The sequence below is a fragment of the Pigmentiphaga humi genome (assembly GCF_900606115.1).
In the GTDB taxonomy this organism is placed as follows: domain Bacteria; phylum Pseudomonadota; class Gammaproteobacteria; order Burkholderiales; family Burkholderiaceae_B; genus Pigmentiphaga; species Pigmentiphaga humi.
The window spans coordinates 216,394-237,192 of record NZ_UWPJ01000008.1 but is presented as its reverse complement, the minus strand read 5'-3'; the positions used below and the strand labels follow the sequence as shown (position 1 = coordinate 237,192).

18 protein-coding genes and 2 pseudogenes are annotated in these 20,799 nt (G+C 67.1%); 6 read left to right on the top strand and 14 right to left on the bottom strand.

The genetic code is table 11. The annotated features are described in order from the left end of the window. Positions 1–19: 19 nt before the first annotated feature. The 5 genes from PIGHUM_RS04775 (at position 20) to pyrE (ending at position 5,357) form a co-directional block, all read left to right on the top strand. Entirely contained in the window at positions 20–2,320 is a 2,301-nt protein-coding gene (locus tag PIGHUM_RS04775; protein ID WP_124078166.1) for a xanthine dehydrogenase family protein molybdopterin-binding subunit, read from the top strand. Next, on the top strand, positions 2,313–3,179 hold the full coding sequence (locus PIGHUM_RS04770) for an FAD binding domain-containing protein (protein WP_124078164.1): 867 nt from the start codon (positions 2,313–2,315) through the stop codon (positions 3,177–3,179). Before PIGHUM_RS04775 ends, PIGHUM_RS04770 begins: the two co-directional genes overlap by 8 nt. A 10-nt stretch (positions 3,180–3,189) precedes the next feature. Further along, a complete protein-coding gene (locus PIGHUM_RS04765) occupies positions 3,190–3,666 on the top strand; it encodes a (2Fe-2S)-binding protein (protein ID WP_124078162.1) in 477 nt (158 codons plus the stop codon). Continuing rightward, complete coding sequence (locus PIGHUM_RS04760) at positions 3,656–4,495, top strand: SRPBCC family protein (RefSeq protein WP_124078160.1); 840 nt, start codon at positions 3,656–3,658, stop codon at positions 4,493–4,495. Before PIGHUM_RS04765 ends, PIGHUM_RS04760 begins: the two co-directional genes overlap by 11 nt. A 142-nt stretch (positions 4,496–4,637) precedes the next feature. Further along, positions 4,638–5,357 carry an orotate phosphoribosyltransferase gene (pyrE, locus tag PIGHUM_RS04755; RefSeq protein WP_124078158.1) on the top strand — a complete coding sequence of 240 codons (720 nt, stop codon included), beginning with the start codon at positions 4,638–4,640 and terminating at the stop codon, positions 5,355–5,357. Between the two features lie 33 nt (positions 5,358–5,390). On the opposite strand, the gene PIGHUM_RS04750 is transcribed toward pyrE, so the two are convergent. The 14 genes and pseudogenes from PIGHUM_RS04750 to gatC all read right to left on the bottom strand — a co-directional run bounded on the left by PIGHUM_RS04750 (position 5,391) and on the right by gatC (position 19,511). Then, positions 5,391–6,068: an amino acid ABC transporter permease gene (locus PIGHUM_RS04750; protein WP_124078157.1), complete on the bottom strand. Its 678-nt coding sequence runs from the start codon at positions 6,066–6,068 to the stop codon at positions 5,391–5,393. Further along, positions 6,065–6,817: an amino acid ABC transporter ATP-binding protein gene (locus PIGHUM_RS04745; protein WP_124078155.1), complete on the bottom strand. Its 753-nt coding sequence runs from the start codon at positions 6,815–6,817 to the stop codon at positions 6,065–6,067. Before PIGHUM_RS04745 ends, PIGHUM_RS04750 begins: the two co-directional genes overlap by 4 nt. Before the next feature lie 7 nt (positions 6,818–6,824). Further along, positions 6,825–7,472 carry an amino acid ABC transporter permease gene (locus PIGHUM_RS04740; RefSeq protein WP_124078153.1) on the bottom strand — a complete coding sequence of 216 codons (648 nt, stop codon included), beginning with the start codon at positions 7,470–7,472 and terminating at the stop codon, positions 6,825–6,827. A gap of 185 nt (positions 7,473–7,657) precedes the next feature. Then, entirely contained in the window at positions 7,658–8,398 is a 741-nt protein-coding gene (locus PIGHUM_RS04735) for a transporter substrate-binding domain-containing protein (protein WP_124078151.1), read from the bottom strand. Positions 8,399–8,629: 231 nt separating this feature from the next. Continuing rightward, the gene (locus tag PIGHUM_RS04730) at positions 8,630–9,892 is read right to left on the bottom strand and encodes an HmuY family protein (RefSeq protein WP_124078149.1); all 1,263 of its coding nucleotides are present in this window, start codon (positions 9,890–9,892) and stop codon (positions 8,630–8,632) included. A gap of 29 nt (positions 9,893–9,921) precedes the next feature. Continuing rightward, positions 9,922–11,940, bottom strand: a pseudogene (locus PIGHUM_RS04725) (TonB-dependent receptor plug domain-containing protein). Positions 11,941–12,093: 153 nt separating this feature from the next. Beyond that, a complete protein-coding gene (locus PIGHUM_RS04720; protein ID WP_160142164.1) occupies positions 12,094–12,885 on the bottom strand; it encodes an amidohydrolase family protein in 792 nt (263 codons plus the stop codon). Beyond that, on the bottom strand, positions 12,882–13,100 hold the full coding sequence (locus tag PIGHUM_RS23850) for a hypothetical protein (RefSeq protein WP_160142163.1): 219 nt from the start codon (positions 13,098–13,100) through the stop codon (positions 12,882–12,884). The genes PIGHUM_RS04720 and PIGHUM_RS23850 overlap by 4 nt, the downstream gene beginning before the upstream one ends. Positions 13,101–13,110: 10 nt before the next feature. After that, positions 13,111–13,995 carry an amidohydrolase family protein gene (locus PIGHUM_RS04715; RefSeq protein ID WP_124078144.1) on the bottom strand — a complete coding sequence of 295 codons (885 nt, stop codon included), beginning with the start codon at positions 13,993–13,995 and terminating at the stop codon, positions 13,111–13,113. Between the two features lie 39 nt (positions 13,996–14,034). After that, positions 14,035–14,849 (bottom strand): annotated as a pseudogene (locus PIGHUM_RS24405) (tripartite tricarboxylate transporter substrate-binding protein). Positions 14,850–15,450: 601 nt separating this feature from the next. Continuing rightward, on the bottom strand, positions 15,451–16,053 hold the full coding sequence (locus PIGHUM_RS04700) for a histidine phosphatase family protein (protein ID WP_124078139.1): 603 nt from the start codon (positions 16,051–16,053) through the stop codon (positions 15,451–15,453). A gap of 26 nt (positions 16,054–16,079) precedes the next feature. Further along, positions 16,080–17,543 (bottom strand): Asp-tRNA(Asn)/Glu-tRNA(Gln) amidotransferase subunit GatB, encoded by a 1,464-nt coding sequence (gene gatB, locus PIGHUM_RS04695; RefSeq protein WP_124078137.1) that lies wholly within the window; start codon positions 17,541–17,543, stop codon positions 16,080–16,082. A 117-nt stretch (positions 17,544–17,660) separates the two neighbouring features. Beyond that, positions 17,661–19,199 carry an Asp-tRNA(Asn)/Glu-tRNA(Gln) amidotransferase subunit GatA gene (gene gatA / locus PIGHUM_RS04690; protein ID WP_124078135.1) on the bottom strand — a complete coding sequence of 513 codons (1,539 nt, stop codon included), beginning with the start codon at positions 19,197–19,199 and terminating at the stop codon, positions 17,661–17,663. Positions 19,200–19,202: 3 nt separating this feature from the next. Then, entirely contained in the window at positions 19,203–19,511 is a 309-nt protein-coding gene (gene gatC / locus PIGHUM_RS04685) for an Asp-tRNA(Asn)/Glu-tRNA(Gln) amidotransferase subunit GatC (RefSeq protein ID WP_124078133.1), read from the bottom strand. 215 nt (positions 19,512–19,726) lie between these two features. Here gatC and PIGHUM_RS04680 point away from each other — a divergent pair, with 215 nt between their 5' ends. After that, complete coding sequence (locus tag PIGHUM_RS04680; RefSeq protein ID WP_124078132.1) at positions 19,727–20,770, top strand: rod shape-determining protein; 1,044 nt, start codon at positions 19,727–19,729, stop codon at positions 20,768–20,770. Positions 20,771–20,799: the final 29 nt, after the last annotated feature.

The window sequence follows — 20,799 nt, the reverse complement described above, 5'->3', positions numbered from 1 at the left end:
AGCCAGGCAAGGAATCGGCATGAACGCATCGACTCTGGGCACGGCCGTGCCCCAAGTGACCGCGCGCGCCAAGGTGCTGGGCCGCGCCCGGTACGCGGGCGACGTCAAGGTCGCCGGCATGCTGCACGGCAAAGTGCTGCGCAGCCCCTATCCACACGCGCGCATCGTCCGCATCGACACCGCGGCGGCGCGCGCGCTGCCGGGCGTCAAGGCCGTGCTGACGGGCGCCGATGCGCCGCGCGCGATGTGGGGCGTCCACCACAAGGAGCGCCGCATCCTGGCCGAGGGCGTGGTGCGCTTCGCGGGAGAGGAAGTCGCGGCCGTAGCGGCCGCGACCGAAGAGATCGCGCGCGACGCGCTCGACCTGATCGAAGTCGAGTACGAAGAGCTGCCCGCCATCCTGACGGTGGAGGAGGCGCTCGACGAAGAAGCGCCCGGCGTCCATCCCGGGCGCGGCAACGTCTCGCACCGGATCGACTTCCACATCGGCGACGTGGCCGCCGGCTTCGCCCGGGCCGACCTGGTCTACGAGGCCACCTACAGCACCCATGCGCAGTATCCCGGCTACCTGGAGCCCATGGGCACGGTGGCGGCCATCGACGCCGACGGCCGACTGCAGGTATGGACCTCGACCCAGTCGGTATTCCAGGCGCGCATGCGCCTGGCGGCCGCGCTGGAGATGCCGGTGTCTCGCATACGCGTGATGCAGGCCACCACGGGAGGCGGCTTCGGCGGCAAGATCGTTGAGGATGCCAATAGCCTGATCGCCGGCCTGCTGGCGATCAAGACCGGCAAGCCGGTGCGCCTGGTCAACAACCGGCTCGAGGACTTCCTGGCCTGCTGCTCCAGCGTGCCCGAGCGCATCACGCTCAAGCTGGGCATGACCCGGGACGGCATCATCGTCGCCAAGGACGTGCGCATCGTTGCCGAGTGCGGCGCCTACAGCGGCCTGTCGGCCGAAGTGATGCACGTGACCGCGATGCGCAGCGACAACATGCACCGCCTGGAGAACGTGCGCTCGAACGCCATGCTGGTCTACACCAACAATCCCCCGCACGGCGCGTTCCGCGGCTTCGGCGGCTCGCAGATGCAGTTCGCGCTCAACAGCCACATCCACATGATGGCCGAGACGCTCGGCCTGGATCCGGCGGACATCCACAAGCGCAATGCGCACGAAGCGGGCGACACCTCCGTCCATGGCTGGAAGATAGGCAGCACGGGTTTGCGCGAATGCATAGACCAGGCCACCGAGGCGCTGGCATGGAAGGAGAAGCGCGCGCGCAGGCAGGCCGGCGCCGCGCGGTCCGGCGTCAAGGCTCGCGGCGTGGGCATGGCCGCCGCCATGCACGTCAGCGGCAACCGCACCATCGGCAATTGGGACGGCTCCACCGTGGTGCTCAAGGTCAACGAAGACGGCCGCGTGATCGTCCACAGCGGCGAATGCGACATGGGCCAGGGCGCCATGACCATGCTGGCGCAGATCGTGGCCCACGAACTGAACATCCCGCTGGCCCACGTGCACGTGGCGCCGCCGGATACCGACGTGTCGCCCTATGCCATCGGCACGCTGGCTTCGCGCGTAACCATCGCCGCCGGCAACGCCGCCATCCTTGCCGGCCGCAAGGCGCGCGAGGCCCTGATCGGCCTGGCCGCGCAGAAACTGGAGCTGCCGGCCGAGGATCTGGAGATCGCCGACGGCTTCATCCGCAGCAAGCTCCATCCCGATAAACAGGCCGGCATCGCCGACATCGCCAAGCTGCACATCTGGCGCCACGACGGCGAAGGCTTGCAGGTCAGCGCGACGTGGGACGCCAAGACCGTCATGCACGGCGACGTGCACGGCAACATCGCGCCCGCGCATTCGTACGCGGCCCAGGCGGTCGAGGTCGAAGTCGATACCGAGACCGGCCAGGTCGAGATTCTCGACAGCTATGTCTCGGACGACTGCGGCAAGGCGTTCAACCTGCTCGCCGTGCACGGCCAGAGCAACGGCGCCGCGGTGCAGGCCATGGGCTGGGTCTTGTACGAGCAGTTGCAATTGGAGAACGGCCGCTTGGCCAACGGCAACTTCGCCGACTACACCATGCCCACGGCGGACGCGGTGCCGATGCTGCGCTCGGGCATCGTCGAATCCATCGATCCCAACGGTCCCTACGGCGCCAAGGGCGCGAGCGAGTGCGCGATCCTGCCGGGCGCGCCGGCCATCGCCAATGCCGTCTACGACGCCGTCGGCGTGCGCATCGCCGAACTGCCCATCACACCCGAGAAGGTGCTGGCGGGCCTGCGCGCCCTGCGCGAGCGAGGAGGCTCCCATGCGTGATTTCGATTTCCTCGAGCCCGCCTCGGTGGCCGAGGCCAGCCGCATGCTGGCAGACCTGGGCGAGGACTGCCGCGTCATGGCCGGCGGCACCGCCTTGATGCTGGCCATGCGCCAGCGCATGCTGGTGCCCACCCATATCGTCTCGGTGGCGCGCATCGAGGCGCTGCGCGGCATCGGCTTCGATCCGCGCGATGGCCTGCGCATCGGCGCGCTGGCGCGCCACGTGGACGTGGCCGAATCCCCGGCGGTCAAGCAGCACTACCCCATGCTGGCCTCGATGGCCGCGCGCGTGGCCAATCCGCAGGTGCGCCACCAGGGCACGCTGGGCGGGAACCTCTGCTATGCGGACCCCTCCACGGATCCTCCGACCTGCCTGCTGTCTCTGAACGCGCAAGTAGTGCTGGGCAGCTCGCGCGGCGAGCGCGTGCTGTCCATCGAGGAGTTCCTGGTGGACTACTACGTGACCGCCATCGAACCCGACGAGGTGGTGATCGAGATCCGCGTGCCCGCGCCGGCCGGCGATTTCTCGGGCCGCTACACGCGCTTCCTGCGCACCGCTGCCGAGCACCGTCCGCTGGTCAGCGTTTCGCTGGCCACGCGCCGCAGCGGCGGCCAGTGCCGCGAGGCCATCCTGGCGGTCGGCGCTTCGACGCCCATCCCGTGCCGCGTGCAGGCCGCCGAGAACTTCCTGGCCGGCAAGACCATCACCGCCGAGATCGCCGCCGAGGCCGCCGACATCGTCGCGGCCGGCATCGAGCCGGTCTCGGACCACCGCGGCTCGGCCGAATTCCGCCGCGACATGGTGCGCGCGGTCGCCCGGCGCACCATCGCCGGCCTGTACGGCGTGGACGTGAACTGAGGCAAGCATCATGAGCAAACACCTGATCGAAGTGACCGTCAACGGCGAGCGGCACAGCGTCGAAGTGCCGGCGCGCCGGATGCTGTCGGACTTCCTGCGCGACGACTTGTGCCTGACCGGCACCAAGCGCGGCTGCGAGACCGGCATCTGCGGCGCCTGCTCGGTGCTGGTGGACGGCGAGGTGGTCAAGTCCTGCCTGTCGCTGGCGGTACAGGCTCACGGCCGCAGCATCACCACGGTCGAGGGCCTGGCCACGAACGACGAACTGCACCCGCTGCAGCAGAGCTTCATGGAATGCGGCGGCCTGCAGTGCGGCTACTGCACCCCCGGCATGCTGATGACCGCCTGCCACATGCTGGCCAGGAATCCCAACCCCACCGAGCACGAGGTCCGCGAGGGCCTGAACGGCAACCTGTGCCGCTGCACCGGATACACCCAGATCGTCGAGTCCATCCTCGACGCTTCGGAGAAAATGCGTGGAAATTGAAAAAGTTCTGACAGCGGCGGCCCCGGTCGCCAAAGTATGGGAGATGCTGCTGGATCCCACGGTGATGGGAAGCTGCGTACCCGGCATGAAATCCATCGAAGTGGTCAGCGACACCGAGTACAACGCCGTCATCCACGTCAAGATCAGCTTCATCAGCGCCAAGTTCAGGCTCAAGACCCGGATCGTCGAGCAGCGCGCGCCCGATTATCTGCGCGTCGAGGGTACCGGCGAGGACGCCTCGGTGGCCAGCTCGCTCAAGCAGCAGAGCGAGATCTTCCTGACCGGACTGCCCGATGGCCGGACCGAACTGCGCACCAAGGTCACGGTGGACGTGCTGGGCCGCCTGGGAACCTTCGGCCTGAGCATCATGAAGACCAAGGCCGACCGCATGTGGGACGAGTTCAGCCAGAACCTGGCGACCCGCCTGAACGGCGGCGAGGTGCCGGGCGCGGCGGGCATCGTCATTACGCAGGAGGGCGAGGCGGCGGGCGAGCGGCCCGGATCCGGCGCGGCCGCCAGGCCGGCCGTGGCTGCCGGTCCGGCCAGTCCCGCCGCGGCTCCCGCTACCACCGCTGCGCCGCCAGTCGCCCCCGCCCAGGCTGCCGCGGCGCCGCCTCGCCAGGCCAGCATCAATGGCGTCGACGCCACCTCTGCCCCGGTATCCGGCGGCGGCTGGTGGTCGCGCCTGGCCAGGCGCGCCGGTCCGGCCCGCAACATCCACATCGAGTTGCGCCGGGGCGATGTCTCGATGGTCGTGGACTGGCCCGTGGAGGGGTCGGCCGAATGCGCGGCGTGGCTGAAAACCCTATTGCCTCCCTCGACGCCTTGACGCGGGCCAGCGGGGTTCCCGCCAAGACATTTTTTCCGCCGTTGGCTCTGGGAGCCTCAGCCGTTTTACAATCACCCCGGCCGACCGTGCCGCCGCGGGAAACCCTTCCCGCGCGCCGTTGTGATTTCGTACCGTGACCGCCGTGCCCCAGACCTCTACCGCTCCCCGCTCCGCCGACCTCGATCCCGCGTCCGATGCGAACCGTTTCCGCACCGAATTCGTCCGCTTCGCCACTGAGCAGGGCGTGTTGCGGTTCGGCGCGTTCACGACCAAGGCGGGCCGCCTGAGCCCTTATTTCTTCAACGCCGGCCTGTTCAACAGCGGCGCGGCGGTGGGCCGCCTGGCGGATTTCTACGCCCAGGCGCTGCTGGCCTCGGGCGTCGAGTTCGACATGCTGTACGGCCCGGCCTACAAGGGCATCCCGCTGGTCACGGCCACCTCGGTGGCGCTGGCCGTGCGCGGGCGCGACGTGCCCTTCGCGTTCAACCGCAAGGAAGCCAAGGACCACGGCGAAGGAGGTTCGCTGGTGGGCGCGCCGCTGCGCGGCCGCGTGGTCATCATCGACGACGTGATCTCGGCCGGCACCTCGGTGCGCGAATCCGTCCGCATGATCCAGGCCGCCCAGGCCCGCCCCGCCGCCGTGCTGATCGCGCTCGACCGCATGGAGCGCGTCGGTCCGGACGACGCCTTGTCCGCCCACTCGGCCGTGCAGGACGTCGAGCGCACCAACGGCTGTCCGGTGGTCAGCATCGCCTCGCTGGACGACATCCTGAACATGATCCGGCAGGGCGGGGGCGGCGGCGAGTTCGAGCAGCACCGCGAGGCCGTGCTGGCATATCGGGCGCGCTACGGGGTGAGTTGATTCCGGCGGGAACGGCCACCCGGCGGGCGCAAGCTACACCCGCCGCGTCCCCGGCAGCACCACGCGCCGCTCCACCCAGCGCGCCGCGATCACGATGACGGACACCATCGCCAGGTACACCAGCCCGGCCGTCACATAGGCCTTGAAGAACTGGAAGTTGCGGATCGCGAGATCCTGCATCTGCGCGAAGAACTCGGTGTATTGGATCAGGAAGGCCACCGAGCTGTCCTTGAGGTTCAGGATCACCTGGTTGGACAGGGCCGGCACCGACAGGCGCAGCACCTGCGGCAGCGTGATAAGCCGGAATATCTGCGGCTCCGTGAAGCCTTGCGCCCGCGCGGCCTGCAATTCGTCCTGATCCAGGCCCCGATAGGCGGTGGCGAGGTAGCGCGCGTTGTAGGCGGCCACGTTCATCGTGAAGCCGATCACCGCGACGGCGAGCGGCGTCAGCTTGAGGCCCCATTGCGGCAGCCCGTAGTACATCAGGAACAGCAGCGCGATCAGCGGCGTGCCGATGAAGAACGAGATGTAGCCTTCGGTCAGGCGCCGGCACAGCCGGCTGGGGCTGAGCGTCAGGTAGAACACCAGGATCCCGCCGAGCAGCCCCGTCACCGTGATGATCGAGGCCAGCAGCACGGTGTGGCCCAGGCCCGACAGGATCTGCGGGCCGAAATCCAGCAACTGTCGCAGGAAGGTTTCCAGCCCGTTCATGCGGCGCCCGCCGCGCCGCCGTGGGCGTCCTGGCTGAAGAACGCCCGGATGCGCGGGTCGGCATGCTCGCCGAACAACTCGTCGGCTTCGCCTTCGGCGCGGATCACGCCCTGGTCCAGGAACATCACCCGGCCGCGCACCGAACGAGCGAGGAACAGATCGTGCGTGACGCACAGCATGGTGACGTTGTCGCGGCGCAGCTGTGTGATGACGCTGATGATCTCGCGCGCCATCAACGGATCGAGCGCCGAGGTCGGCTCGTCGAAGAACAGCACTGCCGGATCCATCGCCAGTGCGCGGGCGATGGCCACGCGCTGCTTCTGCCCGCCGGAGAGTTGGGCGGGATACTTGTGCGCATGCTCGGCCAGGTCCATGCGCGCCAGTTCGTGCAGGCCGCGCTCGTTGGCGGCGGCGGTCGGCATGCCGCGCAGCTTGCGCAGGCCCAGCGTCACGTTCTCGAGCGCCGTCAGGTGGCGATACAGCGCGAAATTCTGGAACACGAAGCCGATGCGTTGCCGCAGCGCGCGCACGTCGGTATCGGGGCGGGTAACGTCTTCGCCGCGGAACAGGATCTGCCCCGAGGTCGGCGTGACGAGGCGGTTCAGGCAGCGCAGCAGGGTGGACTTGCCGCAGCCCGAGGGGCCCATCACCACCTTGAGTTCACCTTCCTCCAGGTCCAGGTCGATGCCGTTCAGGACGGTCCTGCCGTCGTAGCTCATCGTCAGCTTGCGTACCGTCAGCAGCGCCATGCCTTCCTCAATGCCCCGTCAGGCCCGGCACGCGGTAGCGCTTTTCCAGCGCCCAGATCCCCGTCACCAGTACTTTGTAGATCGCGAAATACAGCAGTCCCACGGCGCAGTAGATTTCCACGCCGCGCAGCGTGGTGGCCGACAGCGCCATCGCCTGCTTCATCACTTCCGGAATGCCCACCGTATAGCCGAAGGGCGAATACTTCAGAATGGTGGTGAACTCGTTGATCATGCCCGGCACCGAAAAGCGCAGCATCTGCGGCAGTTCGATATACGCGAACACCTGCAGGCGGCTCATGCCCATCGCCTCGGCCGCCAGGATCTCGCCGGCATCGACCGAATCCAACGCGCCGCGGAACACCTCGCCCAGGTAGGCGCCGGCGATCAGTCCCAGGCTCAGCATCATCGATACCAGCGGCGGCACGCCCACGCCGATGCCCGGCAGCCCGAAGAATACGATGAACAGCAGCACCAGCACCGGGATCCCACGGAACACATAGGTGAACACCGCCAGCGCGGCATCCACCGTCCGCCAACCGAGCCGTCCCAGCACCGCGATCGCCAGCCCCACCGCGATCCCCGTCGCGCTGCACGCCAGCGTCACCAGCACCGTATAGCCGGCCCCGGTCGCCAGCAAACTCAGAATCTGCCCCATACGCCGCTAGCCGATACGCAGGGTCAAACCAAGGGCGCCGCGGATCCGGCTTTGCCGGTCCGCCAGCGCCGCCCTCTGGGCCCGGCGCCGGGCCGCCCCAAGGCGGGCCCAGGCCCCCTCGGGGGGCTGCCGCGCCGCGGCTGGGGGTCCACCATGCTGGGCGCGCGTCAGCGCGTAGGGGGGGCTTATTGCATCCATTTGTCGATGACGGCTTTCAGGCCTTCCGGCTTCAGGTCTTCATCCAGATAGCGATTGAAGTCGTCGCGCATTTCCGACCCCTTGGGGAAGGCGAAGCCGAAGCGGTCGAAGCCGGTGAAGACGTAGGCATCCTGGATGGGCTGAGTCTTGCGGTAGACCGAAGCCACCGTGCCGTCCAGGAAGGCGAGATCCAGGTTGCCGTTCTTCAGATCGGCCATGACCTCGTTGTAGGTGGGATACATCTTGACCTGCGAGAGCTTGTAGACGCCCTTGGGTTCCAGCTCGTTCTTGATGAAATCGCTGTAGGCCATGCCGCGCGGATAACCGATGGTGTACTTCTTCATCTGGGCCAGGTCGGAGAACTGGATGTTGCGGCTCTTCAGGCTGACCAGGTTCCAGGTGTTCTCCATGTAGGGCTTGGAGAAATCCATCACTTCCTCGCGCTGCTTGGTGATGGAAATGCCAGAGAACGCCACGTCGGCCTGCTTGCTCACGACGGCGCCCAGCATGCCCTGCCAGTCGTAGGCGGTGATCTTCAGCTTGCAGCCCCGGGCCTTGCAATAGCCCTCCATGATGTCCAGATCCAGACCCTTGGTCGTGCCGTTCTCTTCGAACAGGTTGGGCGGCGAGGCGGGCGATACCGCGACCTTGATTTCCTTCTGGGAGTCTTTGGCGGAACATGCCGCCAGGACGAGGACGACGCTCAACAGGCCTATGAGCTTGCGCATGGGAGCTCCTGCGGGGAGGATGGGTGGGATGGCTGGACGGTGCGGCGGAAAATCCGCTGAATGTTATCAGACCGAGGCTCGTCGGCGCTCTAGGGAGCCGCCCCTACGCGCTCTGCGCGGCCCCGGAAGCGACGGCCGAGGCTGCTGCCGCATTGCGCCCGGGATGCGCCGCGCCTGCGCAAAAAAAGCGCTGCCCGAAGGCAGCGCCGAAGTTACAACCACTCCAAACAATCAGTTGGAGGCTGGCTGGAGGTCGTAGCCGAAGGTCCAGGTCTGGGCGCTGGAATTGTCGCGCGGGTCGGCGTAGGTAATGCTGTTCAGGTGCACGCGCGCGTAGCTGTTGCCTTCGCCGCCGCGGATCAGCGAGCCGTTGGCCGGATTGGCGGCGATGATGTGGGGCACGTCTGGCAGGCCGGCCTTCACGGCCAGTTCCGCGGTGGAGTAGTACTTGAACCAGCCGTAGTCCAGCGGATCTACACCGTAAGTGCCGCGATAGGCAGGGTTCAGCACCGAGGCAAGCTTGTCCTTGACCCAGGCCGACGCCGAGGCGGGGGTGGCGATGTCGCCCGCCGTCAGATCGGGCAAGGTATCGCTGACGTTGGTCGTGACGTTGAACTTGCTGGTGATGGGAGTGCCGTCGGTGTTGTAGAAGCCCGCCGGGGTCTTGCCCACGTAGCCGGCGACGGTGCCCGATCCCGACCCGCCGCCGTTGAGCTTGACCGTATAGCGGTTGAAAGCGATCTGCCATGCGCCGGTCTCGGCGACTTCCTTGTTGTTGACCAGGTCATAGTAGACCCAGCCGGCGCTGGCGTTGACCTGGGCGGTCTTGACGACCGCGCCACTGGTGCGCTCGATCCAGCGGAACGAGGGATAGCCGGACGTGGTACCGCCACCGCCGCCGTAATAGCCCGTGACCTGCAGCGCGAATACGCCGGCGCCGGTGGCCGCGGCGTTGGCGCTGTTGCTGGTGATCAGGAATACGCGGAAGTTGGGCGACAGGCGGTGGTCGCCGTTGAGGTCGTATTCGAAAGCAGCCGATTGAATGTCATTAGTGCCGCTGAATGCGCCGGACGCGGCATCGGCCGTGTAGACGGCCGCCGGCAGCGCGGAGCCGCTGGCCGGATCGACCGTGGCGTCCTTGTACGTCTGCAGTTCGGTCCAGGTGTGGTCGAACGGGCCGCCGAAGGCGCCGCCCTTGCCGGTGTCGCTGGGGCTGCTGCTGGTGCCGCTGTTGGTCCACAGCGTGGCGGTGCGCGAGGCGGAAGTGACCTTCAGGTCCCAGGCCGTGCCGGTGCAGCCGGCCACTTCCTTCTTGGTGTCGAAGTCGTAGCAGACGGAGACGCCGGCGGCCGGCAGCTGGAACGTCCAGGTGCCGTTCTTCTGGGTGAATTTGTCGGTGGGCGCGGGGGCGGGGTCGCTGCCACCGTCGCCGCCTCCGCAGGCGGCCAGCGCCGCGCACAGGGCGGTGAGTGCGAATAGGTTCTTGGTTTGCATGGCGGTTTCCCTCTCCTTGGGTGCTTGTGTTATTGGGTGGAGCCGAAGGCGTAGCGCGCCCCGACGTAGACGAAGCGGCCGCGCAGCGGTCCGAAATCGGTGGGGTTGGAAAAGTCCCGCTGGCGGTCGAGCAGGTTGTTGATGCCGGCGAACAGGGTGAGCTGGCGTCCGACCTTCTGGTTGACCATCAGGTCCACCGTGGTCCAGCCGGGCGAGCGGCCGCCGCTGGAAGAGCCCCCGTTCGATTGCGCGACGTCGTCGGACGACACCAGTTCGTCGCTCTGCATGCGCACGCGCGCGGTGAGCTGGGTGTCGGGCAGCACGCGCCAATCGGCGCCCAGGCGGCCGATGTGGCGCGGCCGGCGGGTCAGTTCGCTGCTGGTGTCCAGGTTCTTCGCGTTGGTGAAGGTATAGCCGGCGGTGAGCGCCAGCGCCGGAGTGGCCTGCCAGCGCAGGCCGGTCTCGATGCCCTAGGTGCGCGCCCGCGCGATGTTGCGGTAGGTGTAGGCCGTCACGCCGTTGACGACGGTGGTGTTGCTCATGTCGGTCTGGATCAGGTCCTTGACCCGGTTCAGGAAGGCGTTGACTTCGAGCGTGAGGTTCTGGCGGAAGGTCAGCGTGCCGCCCAGCTGGAAGCTGTTGGACGATTCGGGCTTGAGGTTGGGATTGCCCAGCACCATGTAGCCCAGCGCGCTGTGGTCGAACAGGTAGTAACGTTCCTTCAGGTTGGGAACGCGGTAGCCCTGGCCGACGCTGGCGCGCAGCACGCCGCTCCAGTCGCGCGTCTCGAGCAATTTGCCGCGCAGGCTGGCCTTGGGAGCGAAGTGGCCGCCGAAGTCGGAGTCGTCCTGGTAGCGCGCGCCGAGCAGCAGCTCCCAGGTGTCGTTGAAGATGATGTCGTTCTGCGCGAAGACTTCCTTGCTGGAACGGTCGACGGTGCCCTTGTTCAGGAATTCGGAGACGCCGTTGTTGTCCTGCTTGAGCTCTTCGTAGTGATAGTCGGCGCCGAATTGCCAGAGCTGGTTGCGCCAGGCGGGCAGGTCCACCTGCGCCGTCAGGTGGCCCATCTGCTGCTTGGCGGTGCGGTGAGTGGTGGGGAATTCGTTGGAATAGGCCTGCGAGGTGCTGTCGTAGCGCTCGCCCACGCCCTTGAGCTGGAGCCGGGTGCCGTTGGAGAGGTCCCACTGGCCGCCGCCGGCGAGGCGGTCGCGCGTGATGTTCTCGGTCTTGCGCTGGGGCAGCAGGTTGGGCGGCACGAAGGTGGTGTAGCGCTGCGTGTCGTCTTCGCGATAGACGCTGCCGTCCAGCCAGTAGCTCTGCGCGGCGCTGGGCAGCCAGTCGACCCGCGCGGTGTACTGCTGGCGGCTCCAGGAGTCCGGATCGACGGCAAAGCCGTCGTCGTCGATGATGTCGGCGGCGATGCGTGCTCGCAGCCGTTCGTTGCCGCCCTGCAGCGTGAGCTGGCCGTGGCGGTTGGCCGGCCGCCACGAGCCGCCCTTGGCGTTCTGGTCGCCGTAGCTGCCGGCATCCAGCGTGGCGGTGCCCGACAGGCCGGGCTGCGCCTTGCGGGTGATGACGTTGATCACGCCGCCCATGGCCGAACTGCCGTACTGTGCGGACGTTGCACCCTTGACCACCTCGATGTGGTCGATGTCGGTCAGCAGGTACTGGCTCAGGTCCACCGTGGAGCCGGTGCTGGCGGAGATGGGCAGGCCGTCGATCAATACCAGGACCTGATCGCTGCTCAGGCCCTGCAGCGACAGTTCGTAGCCCGATTTGCCGTGGATTTCCCGCAATTGCAGGCCCGGGATGTTCTCGAGCGCCTGGGTCAGCGTGCGGGCGTGGGTGCGCTCGATCTCTTCGCGGGTGACGACTTCGGTGCGGATGGGGGTGTCGTCGAGCGTTTTCTCGGTACGCGTGCCGGTGACGACGACGGGAGCGAGCTCGTGTGCCGGCTCGGCCGCATGGGTCGGGGCGGCAAGGACCGGAGCGCCGAGAACGGCGCACAGAGTCAGGCGCACGCTCGGCTTGCATGGGAAACGGGGCATGGGCAAACCAATTGCTGATGTGGGACCAGAGCGCCAGCGGGGGCTCGTGCCATGCCCTGGCGTTCTTACGTATTGATAGTGGTTATCAATTTCATTTTTATTTTCTATTTAATTTTCTGTTACGTCAATGAGGAAAAACCGGAGCGTGAACCGCTACTGGGAGCTGTAGGCGGCGGGATCGAGCTCGAGCAAGCGCATGGCCGTCCCGCCCGCGATCATGCCCCGCTGTTCGTCCGTCAGCCGGCTGGCCTGCCGGAGCAGGTCCAGCGGCGCGATGTCCGCGAACGGATAGTCGCCGCCGAGCACGATGCGGTCGGCGCCGACGCGTTCGACCAGTATCTCGAGCGTGCGGGCGTCGTAGACGCAGCTGTCGTAGTAGAAGTCGCGCAGGTAGGCGCTGGGCAGTTTGCTCAGGTTGCGCATGGTGTCCGGCCGGAAGGTGGCGTTGCGGTCCAGCCTGCCCATGTAGTGCGGCATGTAGCCGCCGCCGTGGGCCATGGCGATCTTGAGGCCGGGATGCCGTTCCATGACGCCCTGGTAGATGAGCGAGGACATGACTTTGACTTCCTCGATCGACTGCCCGATGGAGTTCCACATGGCGTAGTCCTGGAACCACGGATCGCGGATGCCGTCGGGGTGGATGAAGGCGGCCAGGCCGTGCTGGTGGAGGGCGGCCCACAGTTCCTCGTAGCGTTCGTGGCCGAGATAGTCGCCGCGGTAATTGCTGGGCAGGTTGGCCACGCGCAGTCCGAGCGACAGGGCGCGTTCGAGTTCGCGCAGCATCATGGCCGGATCGCCCAGCGGCAGCACGAAGCTGCCGATGAAGCGGCGCGGGAAGCGGCCGGCCCAGTCGGCCGCCATGTCGTTGACCATCCGGGCCAGTTCCGCTTCTTCCTGCGGCGGCGCCCAGGAGCGCGACTGCAGTATGTCGGCGGAAGTTATCACGCAGGCATCGATGCCGCGGGCATGTCGTCGATCTGTATCTCGGGTTTCAGCAGGCGCTCGAAGCGGGCGCCGGCGGAGGCGGACTGCCTGGTGCCGAAGCCGGTCGAGACGCTGTGCGGCGCAGTGCGTTCGTATACCCGGGGATGGACGAAGTGCGCATGGAAGTCCAGGCAGACCGGGCACCATAGGCGCAGGGAGGCGGACGGCGTAGGCATGATCGGTTTCCTATCGGTTGGCGGGCAGGCCGTGCAAGCGTGCGGGATTGTCGACCAGCACGCGCTGGACCGCTTCCCGGTCGGGCAGGTAGCGATACAGCAGTTCGACCAGGTCGGCGTCGTTGATGGGGGTCTTGGGATATTCCGCATGGGGCCAGTCGGTGGCCCAGACGCAGCGCTCGGGCGCCATGGCATAGCACGAGGCGCCGAAGGGCACGATGTCGTCCCAGGGCCGGTCCATGGCGGATTCGCGTTCGCCGCAGGACAGCATCATCCACCAGTTCTCGCGTTCCATCAGCCGGCGGACGACTTGCCTGCCGGGTTGCTCGAGGCCCTCGGCGGCCTTCATGTGGTCCAGGAGCAGTGTGGCCTTGGCGGACGCGAAAAGGTCCTCCAGCTCCAGCAGTTCCACGGCGGTCGCGTGGATGCGGGCATGCCAGCCCAGTTCGCCGATGCGGGCCAGCGAGCGGTGGAATTCCGGGATGGTGGGAGCGACGTTCAATCGCTTCCAGAAGTTGAAGCGGGCAGCTCGCACGCCGGCTTCGTGCAGTTCGAGCAAGGCCGCATCGCTCAGTTCGTCATTGACGATGGCCACGCCGTGGTAGCGGATGCCGTCGTATACCCCGTCCTTGCATTGGCCCAGGACATCGAGCAGGGCGCCGTGGTCGGAACTGTAGATGGTCGCCTGCACGATCGAAACATGGCTCATGCCGATTGCCTTGGACATGGCGTGCGCGTCGGCGAACCAGGCCCTGGGCGGCGGGTAGGCCGCCTGGCGGCGCGGAGGAAAGCGCGCGGGGTCCGCGTAGATGTGCAACTGGCAATCCCATGCGCCCGCGGGGACCGGCGGGTTCGGCGTGCGAGTGTCGCGAGAGAAGGCTTCGCGTTCGGACATATCGGAGCGTCTCCTGGAGAATGGATGGGAACCCGTGGATCAGTCCGCGGAATAGCCGGATTCCTTGACGACCGGCGCCCAGATGGCCAGTTCGTCGCGTATGGCCTGGCGCAATTGGTCGGGGGTGCTGGTCGCGGCCGACAGGCCGAGCGTCTTGAGGGCATCCTGCAGCTTGGCGGTCGAGGCCGCTGCTGCAATGGCGCGGTTGAGGGAGTCGACGATGGGGCGCGGCGTGCCCTTGGGCGCGAACAGCCCCATCCAGCTCGACCGGTCCATGCCGGAATATCCCAGCTCTGCGAACGTCGGCACGTCGGGCAGCGTCTCCAGGCGCTTCGGGCCGCTGGATGCGAGGATGCGCAGCTTGCCCGCCCGGTGGTGTTCCAGGATGTCGGTGGCGTAGGTCACCACCGCGGCCGGCAGGTTGTTGCCCAGGATGTCCGTGACGATGCGGCCTGCGCCCTGATAGGGGACGGCCAGCGTGGAGATGTTCTCTTTGCGGCCGATCGAGAAGCCGATGAATTGCGGCAGGCTGCCCGGCGCGGGGATGCCGTAGCTGCGTTCTGCGGCTGGCGCCGCACGGTTTCGACGTAGTCGCGGAAGGTCTTCGCGCCCAGCTTGCCGCCGACGATCAGCACCACTTCGAAAGCCGCCACCATCGAGACGGGTTCGAAATCCTTGAGCGGATCGTACTTGATCGAGCGCATGGTCAAGGGCGCCGTGGACATCATGTGATTGTTGGCCATGAGCAGCGTGCCGCCGTCGGGCGGCTGCTGGGAGACCACCTCCGCGGCGATCTGGCCGCTCGCTCCGCTGCGGTTCTCCACGATGATCGGCGCGCCCGTATCCGGGCGCATGGCCTCGGCATAGAGGCGCGCGACCAGGTCGGGCGTGCCGCCCGGCGGAAAGCCGACCAGGATGCGGAGCTGGCGCTGCAAGTCCTGGGCATGGGCGGCCGGGGGAAGCGCCGCTGCCGCCAGCATGGCGAGGAACGAGCGTCTGTCTGTCGTCATGGTCATGAGTCGTCTCCTGTGTCGTTATCGGTCTTTCGCGTGTCGCCGGCAAAGCGTTCCGGCAGTACCGCGGCTGTATGGGGGGCCCGGCCGCGCTGCGTTCCAAAGCGGGGCCGACAAAGGAAAATATATTATTCATCGCAGGAACCAGGCCTTCGACACCTCGGCACAACCATCGATTTTCCAGAAGGACTTACCGACCATTCCAGGAGTGGTTGAGGGACAAGGCGCCAATGACAGGGTATGGCCAAGCCGATTCATTGAATATATTTTAGATACTTATCTAAAATCATATATTTTTTAGAGATGGGGGAAATCCCGGCTATGCGAAAAAGTGCGCGCCGGCGTGTGCCGCGGCACGGGAGGGAGGAAGAAAGAAGCAAGGCGGGCCGCTGCGGCCTTGGCCGCGCCAAGGCCGATCGGGAAGCGCTGTGTGGCCGGCGGCTCAGCCGTGCGCCAGGGATGCCGGGCCGATGCGCACGATCTGCCCATTCTCGATGGGGCGGGCCAGGTCGGCCTGGCGGAAATCCCGCATCCACTGCGGCGTGGTAGCGAGCCCGTGCGCGAGGGCGCGCCGGTAGGCGTGGAAGAACTGTCCGTGGCCCACCGCGACCACGAACCCGCTCAGCGCGCGCACGCGCGCATCGAAGTCACGCAGCCGCTGGGCGAATTCGGCGAAGGATTCGGCGTCGTCGCCGTCGCAGTAGTGAGGATCGGCGCGCTGCCAATAGGCATCGGCCAAGGGGCGGCGCTGGAATACATCGAGCCCGGCGCATTTGGCGGCCGACAGGTAGGTGAACTCATGTATCGGCCATGTCTCGACCGGCGTGTCCGGCCATTTACGGAGGATGGGCTCGGCGGTTTCACGGGCGCGCAGGAAGGGCGAAGCCACCACCAGGTCCGGGGGCCGGCCGACTTCCAGCGCCGCGCGGGACGCCTGCTGGCGCCCGAGCTCGGTCAGCGGGCTGGCGCCCGCCTCGGCCGTGACCGCGCCGGCATTGGCGGCGCTTTGCCCGTGGCGGAGCAACCAGAGCGAGTGGAGGGGCATGGTCGGACGAGGCGGCCGGTGCCGGCTCAGGCCAGCTTCTGCCTGAGCAATTCGTTGACCTGCTGCGGGTTGGCCTTGCCCTTGGCGGCCTTCATCACCTGGCCGACCAGCGAGTTGAACGCCTTTTCCTTGCCGGCGCGGTATTCGGCGACGATGGCGGGATTGGCCGCCAGCACGTCGTCGATCATCTTGCCGATCGCGCCCGTGTCGCTGATCTGCTTCAGGCCGCGCGCCTCGATGATGGCGTCGGCATCGCCGCCGTGCTCGCCCTGCCAGATGGCGGCGAACACGTCGCGGGCGAGCTTGTTGGAGATGGTGCCGTCGGCGATGCGCGCCAGCAGCTTGCCCAGTTGCGCGCTGCCGACCGGGCTTTGCGAAATGTCTTTTTCCTCGCGGTTGAGCGCGGCGGCCAGTTCGCCCATGATCCAGTTGGCGGCCAGCTTGGCCTGGCCGGCCGGCAGGGCCTGGGCCGTGGCTTCGAAGAAGTCGGAAGTGTCGCGGCTCATGGTGAGCTGGGCGGCATCGTAGGCGGGCAGGCCGTAGGCCGATTCGAAGCGGGCACGCTTGGCGCCGGGCAATTCCGGCATCCCGGCGCGCACGCGCTCTATCCAGTCCGGCGCGATGACCAGCGGCGGCAGGTCGGGATCGGGGAAGTAGCGGTAATCGTGCGCGTCTTCCTTGGAACGCATGCTGCGGGTTTCGTCGCGGTCGGGGTCGTACAGGCGGGTTTCCTGCACGACCTTGCCGCCGTCCTCGATCAGTTCGATCTGGCGGCGGATCTCGTACTGGATCGCGCGCTCCAGGAAGCGGAACGAGTTGACGTTCTTGGTCTCGGTGCGGGTGCCGAATTCCTTCTGGCCGGCCGGGCGCACCGATACGTTGGCGTCGATGCGGAACGAGCCTTCCTGCATGTTGCCGTCGCAGATGCCGAGCCAGACCACCAGCGCGTGCAGCGCCTTGGCGTAGCCGACGGCCTCTTCGGCCGAGCGCAGTTCCGGTTCGGAGACGACCTCCAGCAGCGGCGTGCCGGCGCGGTTCAAATCGATGCCGGTCGATTTTTCCCCGTGCGGGCCGATGAAGTCGTCATGCAGCGACTTGCCGGCATCTTCTTCCAGGTGCGCGCGGGTCAGGTTGATGGTTTTTTCCTGGTCGCCGACGAAGAAGCTCAGCGTCCCGCCCAGCACCACCGGGATTTCGTACTGGCTGATCTGGTAGTTCTTGGGCAGATCGGGGTAGAAGTAATTCTTGCGCGCGAAGATCGAGCGGGGGGCGATGTGCGAGCCCAGCGCCAGGCCGAGCTTGATCGCGCGTTCCACTGCGCCGCGGTTCATCACCGGCAGCGTGCCCGGCAGCGCCAGGTCCACCGCGTTGGCCTGCATGTTCGCCGGCGCGCCGAAGCGAGTGCTGCTGCCGGAAAAGATCTTGGACGACGTGGACAACTGCACGTGCGTTTCCAGACCGATGACGACTTCCCAGGTTGTGCCAACCATGCTTTCTATCCAAAAAAAACAGCAACAAAAGCCGCCGCAAACCAAGACATCCAAAACCCAGGATGCGGTGGATCCGGCTTTGCCGGTCCACCCGCATCGCCCCCTGGGGGGCGCGCGTCAGCGCGTAGGGGGGGGCGATTTTTTGTGCCAATCGGTGGCCTGTTGGAAAACGTCGGCGATTCCCAGCAGCCTGCCTTCGTCGAAATAATTGCCGATGATCTGCAGGCCGACCGGGCGCCTGCCGTTGACCGGTCCCTGGCCGAAGCCGCAGGGGATCGATACGCCGGGCAGGCCGGCCAGGTTCAGGCTCAGCGTGTAGATGTCGGCGAGGTACATCGCCACCGGGTCGTCGGTCTTCTCGCCCAGGTTCCACGCCACGGTGGGCGACACCGGCCCGACGATGACGTCGCACTGGCCGCGCAAGGCCTTCTGGAAATCGTCGGCCACCAGGCGGCGCACTTTCTGCGCCTGCAGGTAATAGGCGTCGTAATAGCCGTGCGACAGCACGTAGGTGCCGGTCAGGATGCGGCGCTGTACTTCCAGGCCGAAGCCTTCGGCGCGCGAGCGGCTGGTCATCTCGGCCAGGTCGCGGTACTCGGCGGCGCGGTGTCCGTAGCGCACGCCGTCGTAGCGCGACAGGTTGCTCGACGCCTCGGCCGGCGCGATCACATAGTAGGCCGGAATGGACAGTTCGGTGCGCGGCAGCGAAATGTCCACGCGCTCGGCGCCCAGCGCCTCGAATTGCGCCAGCGCGTCGTCGATGGCCATGCGCACGTCGTCGGCCAGGCCGGCGCCGAAGAACTCGCGCGGGATGCCGATGCGCAGGCCGGCGAGCGGCTTGCTGCCGCGGGCCTGGGCTTGCGCCGTCCAGGCGTCGAAGGCGGCGCGCACGCGGCCGGCGGCGTTGGGTTGCTCGCCGCAGCGCTCCAGGCTGGTGGCGTCGCGTTCGTCGAAACCGGTCATGGGGTCGAGCAGCTCGACCAGGTCGCGCGCGTGGCGCGCGATCGGGCCGCCCTGGTCCAGGCTGGAGCCGTAGGCGATCATGCCGTAGCGCGACACGGTGCCGTAGGTGGGCTTGATGCCGCTGACGCCGCACAGCGCGGCGGGCTGGCGGATCGAGCCGCCGGTGTCGGTGGCGGTGGCGCCCACGGCCAGGCCGGCGGCGACTGCCGCGGCCGAGCCGCCCGAGGAGCCGCCCGGCACGGCCGAGGTGTCCCAGGGGTTGAGCACCGGGCCGTAGGCCGAGTTCTCGTTGGACGAGCCCATGGCAAATTCGTCGCAGTTGAGCTTGCCCAGCGTCACCGCGCCGGCGGCGCCCAGCCGCTCGACCACGGTGGCGTCGAAGGGGCTTGCATAGCCCTTGAGCATGGCGCTGGCGGCCGTGGTGCGCCAGCCGCGCGTGACGAATACGTCTTTGTGGGCGATCGGGATGCCGGCCAGCGGGCCGGCCTGGCCGGCCGCGCGGGCGGCGTCGGCGGCGCGCGCCTGCGCCAGCGTCAGTTCGGCGTCCACGTGCAGGAAGGCGTTCAGCTCATGGCGGGCGGCGATCGCGTCGAGCGCGCTCTGCGCCAGTTCGGCGGCCGAAATGCGGCGCTCGTCCAGCGCCTGGCGCAAGCCGGCGATGCCGGAGAATTCGGTATGCAGGGGCAATGACATGGCTTACTCGATGACCTTGGGCACCAGGAACAGGCCGTCCTGGACGGCGGGGGCGTTGGCCAGCAGGGCCTGGCGCGCCGCTTCCGATGAGGTTTCGGTGACCGCGTCCTGGCGCAGGCGCAGGGTGACGTCCTCGATGGCCGAGATCGGGTGGGTGAGCGGCTCCACGCCCTGGGTGTCGACCGCCTGAAGCTGTTCGATCAGGCCGAAGATGCCGTTGAGGTCGTTCAGGACGCGGGCCTGCGTTTCGCCCGCGAGATCCAGACGGGCCAGACGCGCGATGCGCGCGACGTCGTTTTCGGTAAGCGCCATGGCTGATGAGAGATGGAAAGGCTGTGGAACGGGTTGAGCGGTGCTTGCCGCACGTTTCCCGCCAGGTGATCGCCGCAGGCGTGCGAAGGCCGCAGGATCGCTGCAAATTCAAGTAACTTAATGCGGTCCCGGAGTCCCGCCCGTGGATTATAAGTTATCATTTTGCGTTCACCGGAACCGCCCCCTTCCGCACCCGTTCTTCATAAAGATTCCCGATGTTCAGTTTCCTGCGCAGTTACTTTTCCAATGATCTGGCGATCGACCTTGGCACTGCCAATACGCTGATCTACGTCCGCAGCAAGGGCATCGTTCTGAACGAACCCTCGGTGGTGGCCATCCGACAGGAAGGCGGCCCCAGCGGCAAGAAGACGATCCAGGCGGTCGGCAAGGAAGCCAAGCAGATGCTGGGACGCGTGCCCGGCAATATCGAAGCCATCCGTCCCATGAAGGACGGCGTCATCGCCGACTTCACCGTGACCGAGCAGATGCTCAAGCAGTTCATCCGCATGGTCCATCCCAAGGGCCTGTTCGCGCCCAGCCCGCGCATCATCATCTGCGTTCCCTGCGGCTCCACGCAGGTTGAACGCCGGGCCATCCGCGAATCCGCCCTGGGCGCCGGCGCCAGCCAGGTGTTCCTGATCGAGGAACCCATGGCGGCGGCGATCGGCGCGGGCCTGTCGGTGTCGGATGCCAGCGGTTCGATGGTGGTGGACATCGGCGGCGGCACGACCGAGGTGGCGGTGATCTCGCTGGGCGGCATGGTCTACAAGGGCTCGGTGCGCGTGGGCGGCGACAAGTTCGACGAGGCCATCGTCAACTACATCCGCCGCAACTACGGCATGCTGATCGGCGAACCCACCGCCGAACTGATCAAGAAGGCCATCGGCTCGGCTTTCCCCGGCTCCGAGGTCAAGGAGATGGAAGTCAAGGGCCGCAACCTGTCCGAAGGCATCCCGCGCAGCTTCACGGTTTCGTCCAACGAGATCCTGGAAGCCCTGACCGATCCGCTCAACCAGATCGTCTCGGCAGTCAAGATCGCGCTGGAGCAGACGCCGCCCGAACTGGGCGCCGACATCACCGAGAAGGGCATCATGCTGACCGGCGGCGGCGCGCTGCTGCGCGACCTGGATCGCCTGCTGCAGGAAGAAACCGGCCTGCCCGTTCTCGTCGCCGAGGATCCGCTGACCTGCGTGGTGCGCGGCTGCGGCCAGGCGCTGGAGCGGATGGACAAGCTGGGCGCGATCTTCACTAATGAGTAGTAGACCCCCCCCTACGCGCTGACGCGCGC

What these genes read in the sequence shown, in the direction of transcription:
- PIGHUM_RS04775 (WP_124078166.1), top strand. Translation starts at nt 20, where the DNA reads ATGAACGCATCGACTCTGGGCACGGCCGTGCCCCAAGTGACCGCGCGC.
- PIGHUM_RS04770 (WP_124078164.1), top strand. Translation starts at nt 2,313, where the DNA reads ATGCGTGATTTCGATTTCCTCGAGCCCGCCTCGGTGGCCGAGGCCAGC.
- PIGHUM_RS04765 (WP_124078162.1), top strand. Translation starts at nt 3,190, where the DNA reads ATGAGCAAACACCTGATCGAAGTGACCGTCAACGGCGAGCGGCACAGC.
- PIGHUM_RS04750 (WP_124078157.1), bottom strand. Translation starts at nt 6,068, where the DNA reads ATGAACGGGCTGGAAACCTTCCTGCGACAGTTGCTGGATTTCGGCCCG.
- PIGHUM_RS04745 (WP_124078155.1), bottom strand. Translation starts at nt 6,817, where the DNA reads ATGGCGCTGCTGACGGTACGCAAGCTGACGATGAGCTACGACGGCAGG.
- PIGHUM_RS04740 (WP_124078153.1), bottom strand. Translation starts at nt 7,472, where the DNA reads ATGGGGCAGATTCTGAGTTTGCTGGCGACCGGGGCCGGCTATACGGTG.
- PIGHUM_RS04735 (WP_124078151.1), bottom strand. Translation starts at nt 8,398, where the DNA reads ATGCGCAAGCTCATAGGCCTGTTGAGCGTCGTCCTCGTCCTGGCGGCA.
- PIGHUM_RS04730 (WP_124078149.1), bottom strand. Translation starts at nt 9,892, where the DNA reads ATGCAAACCAAGAACCTATTCGCACTCACCGCCCTGTGCGCGGCGCTG.
- PIGHUM_RS23850 (WP_160142163.1), bottom strand. Translation starts at nt 13,100, where the DNA reads ATGCCTACGCCGTCCGCCTCCCTGCGCCTATGGTGCCCGGTCTGCCTG.
- PIGHUM_RS04715 (WP_124078144.1), bottom strand. Translation starts at nt 13,995, where the DNA reads ATGTCCGAACGCGAAGCCTTCTCTCGCGACACTCGCACGCCGAACCCG.
- PIGHUM_RS04700 (WP_124078139.1), bottom strand. Translation starts at nt 16,053, where the DNA reads ATGCCCCTCCACTCGCTCTGGTTGCTCCGCCACGGGCAAAGCGCCGCC.
- gatB (WP_124078137.1), bottom strand. Translation starts at nt 17,543, where the DNA reads ATGGTTGGCACAACCTGGGAAGTCGTCATCGGTCTGGAAACGCACGTG.
- gatA (WP_124078135.1), bottom strand. Translation starts at nt 19,199, where the DNA reads ATGTCATTGCCCCTGCATACCGAATTCTCCGGCATCGCCGGCTTGCGC.
- gatC (WP_124078133.1), bottom strand. Translation starts at nt 19,511, where the DNA reads ATGGCGCTTACCGAAAACGACGTCGCGCGCATCGCGCGTCTGGCCCGT.
- PIGHUM_RS04680 (WP_124078132.1), top strand. Translation starts at nt 19,727, where the DNA reads ATGTTCAGTTTCCTGCGCAGTTACTTTTCCAATGATCTGGCGATCGAC.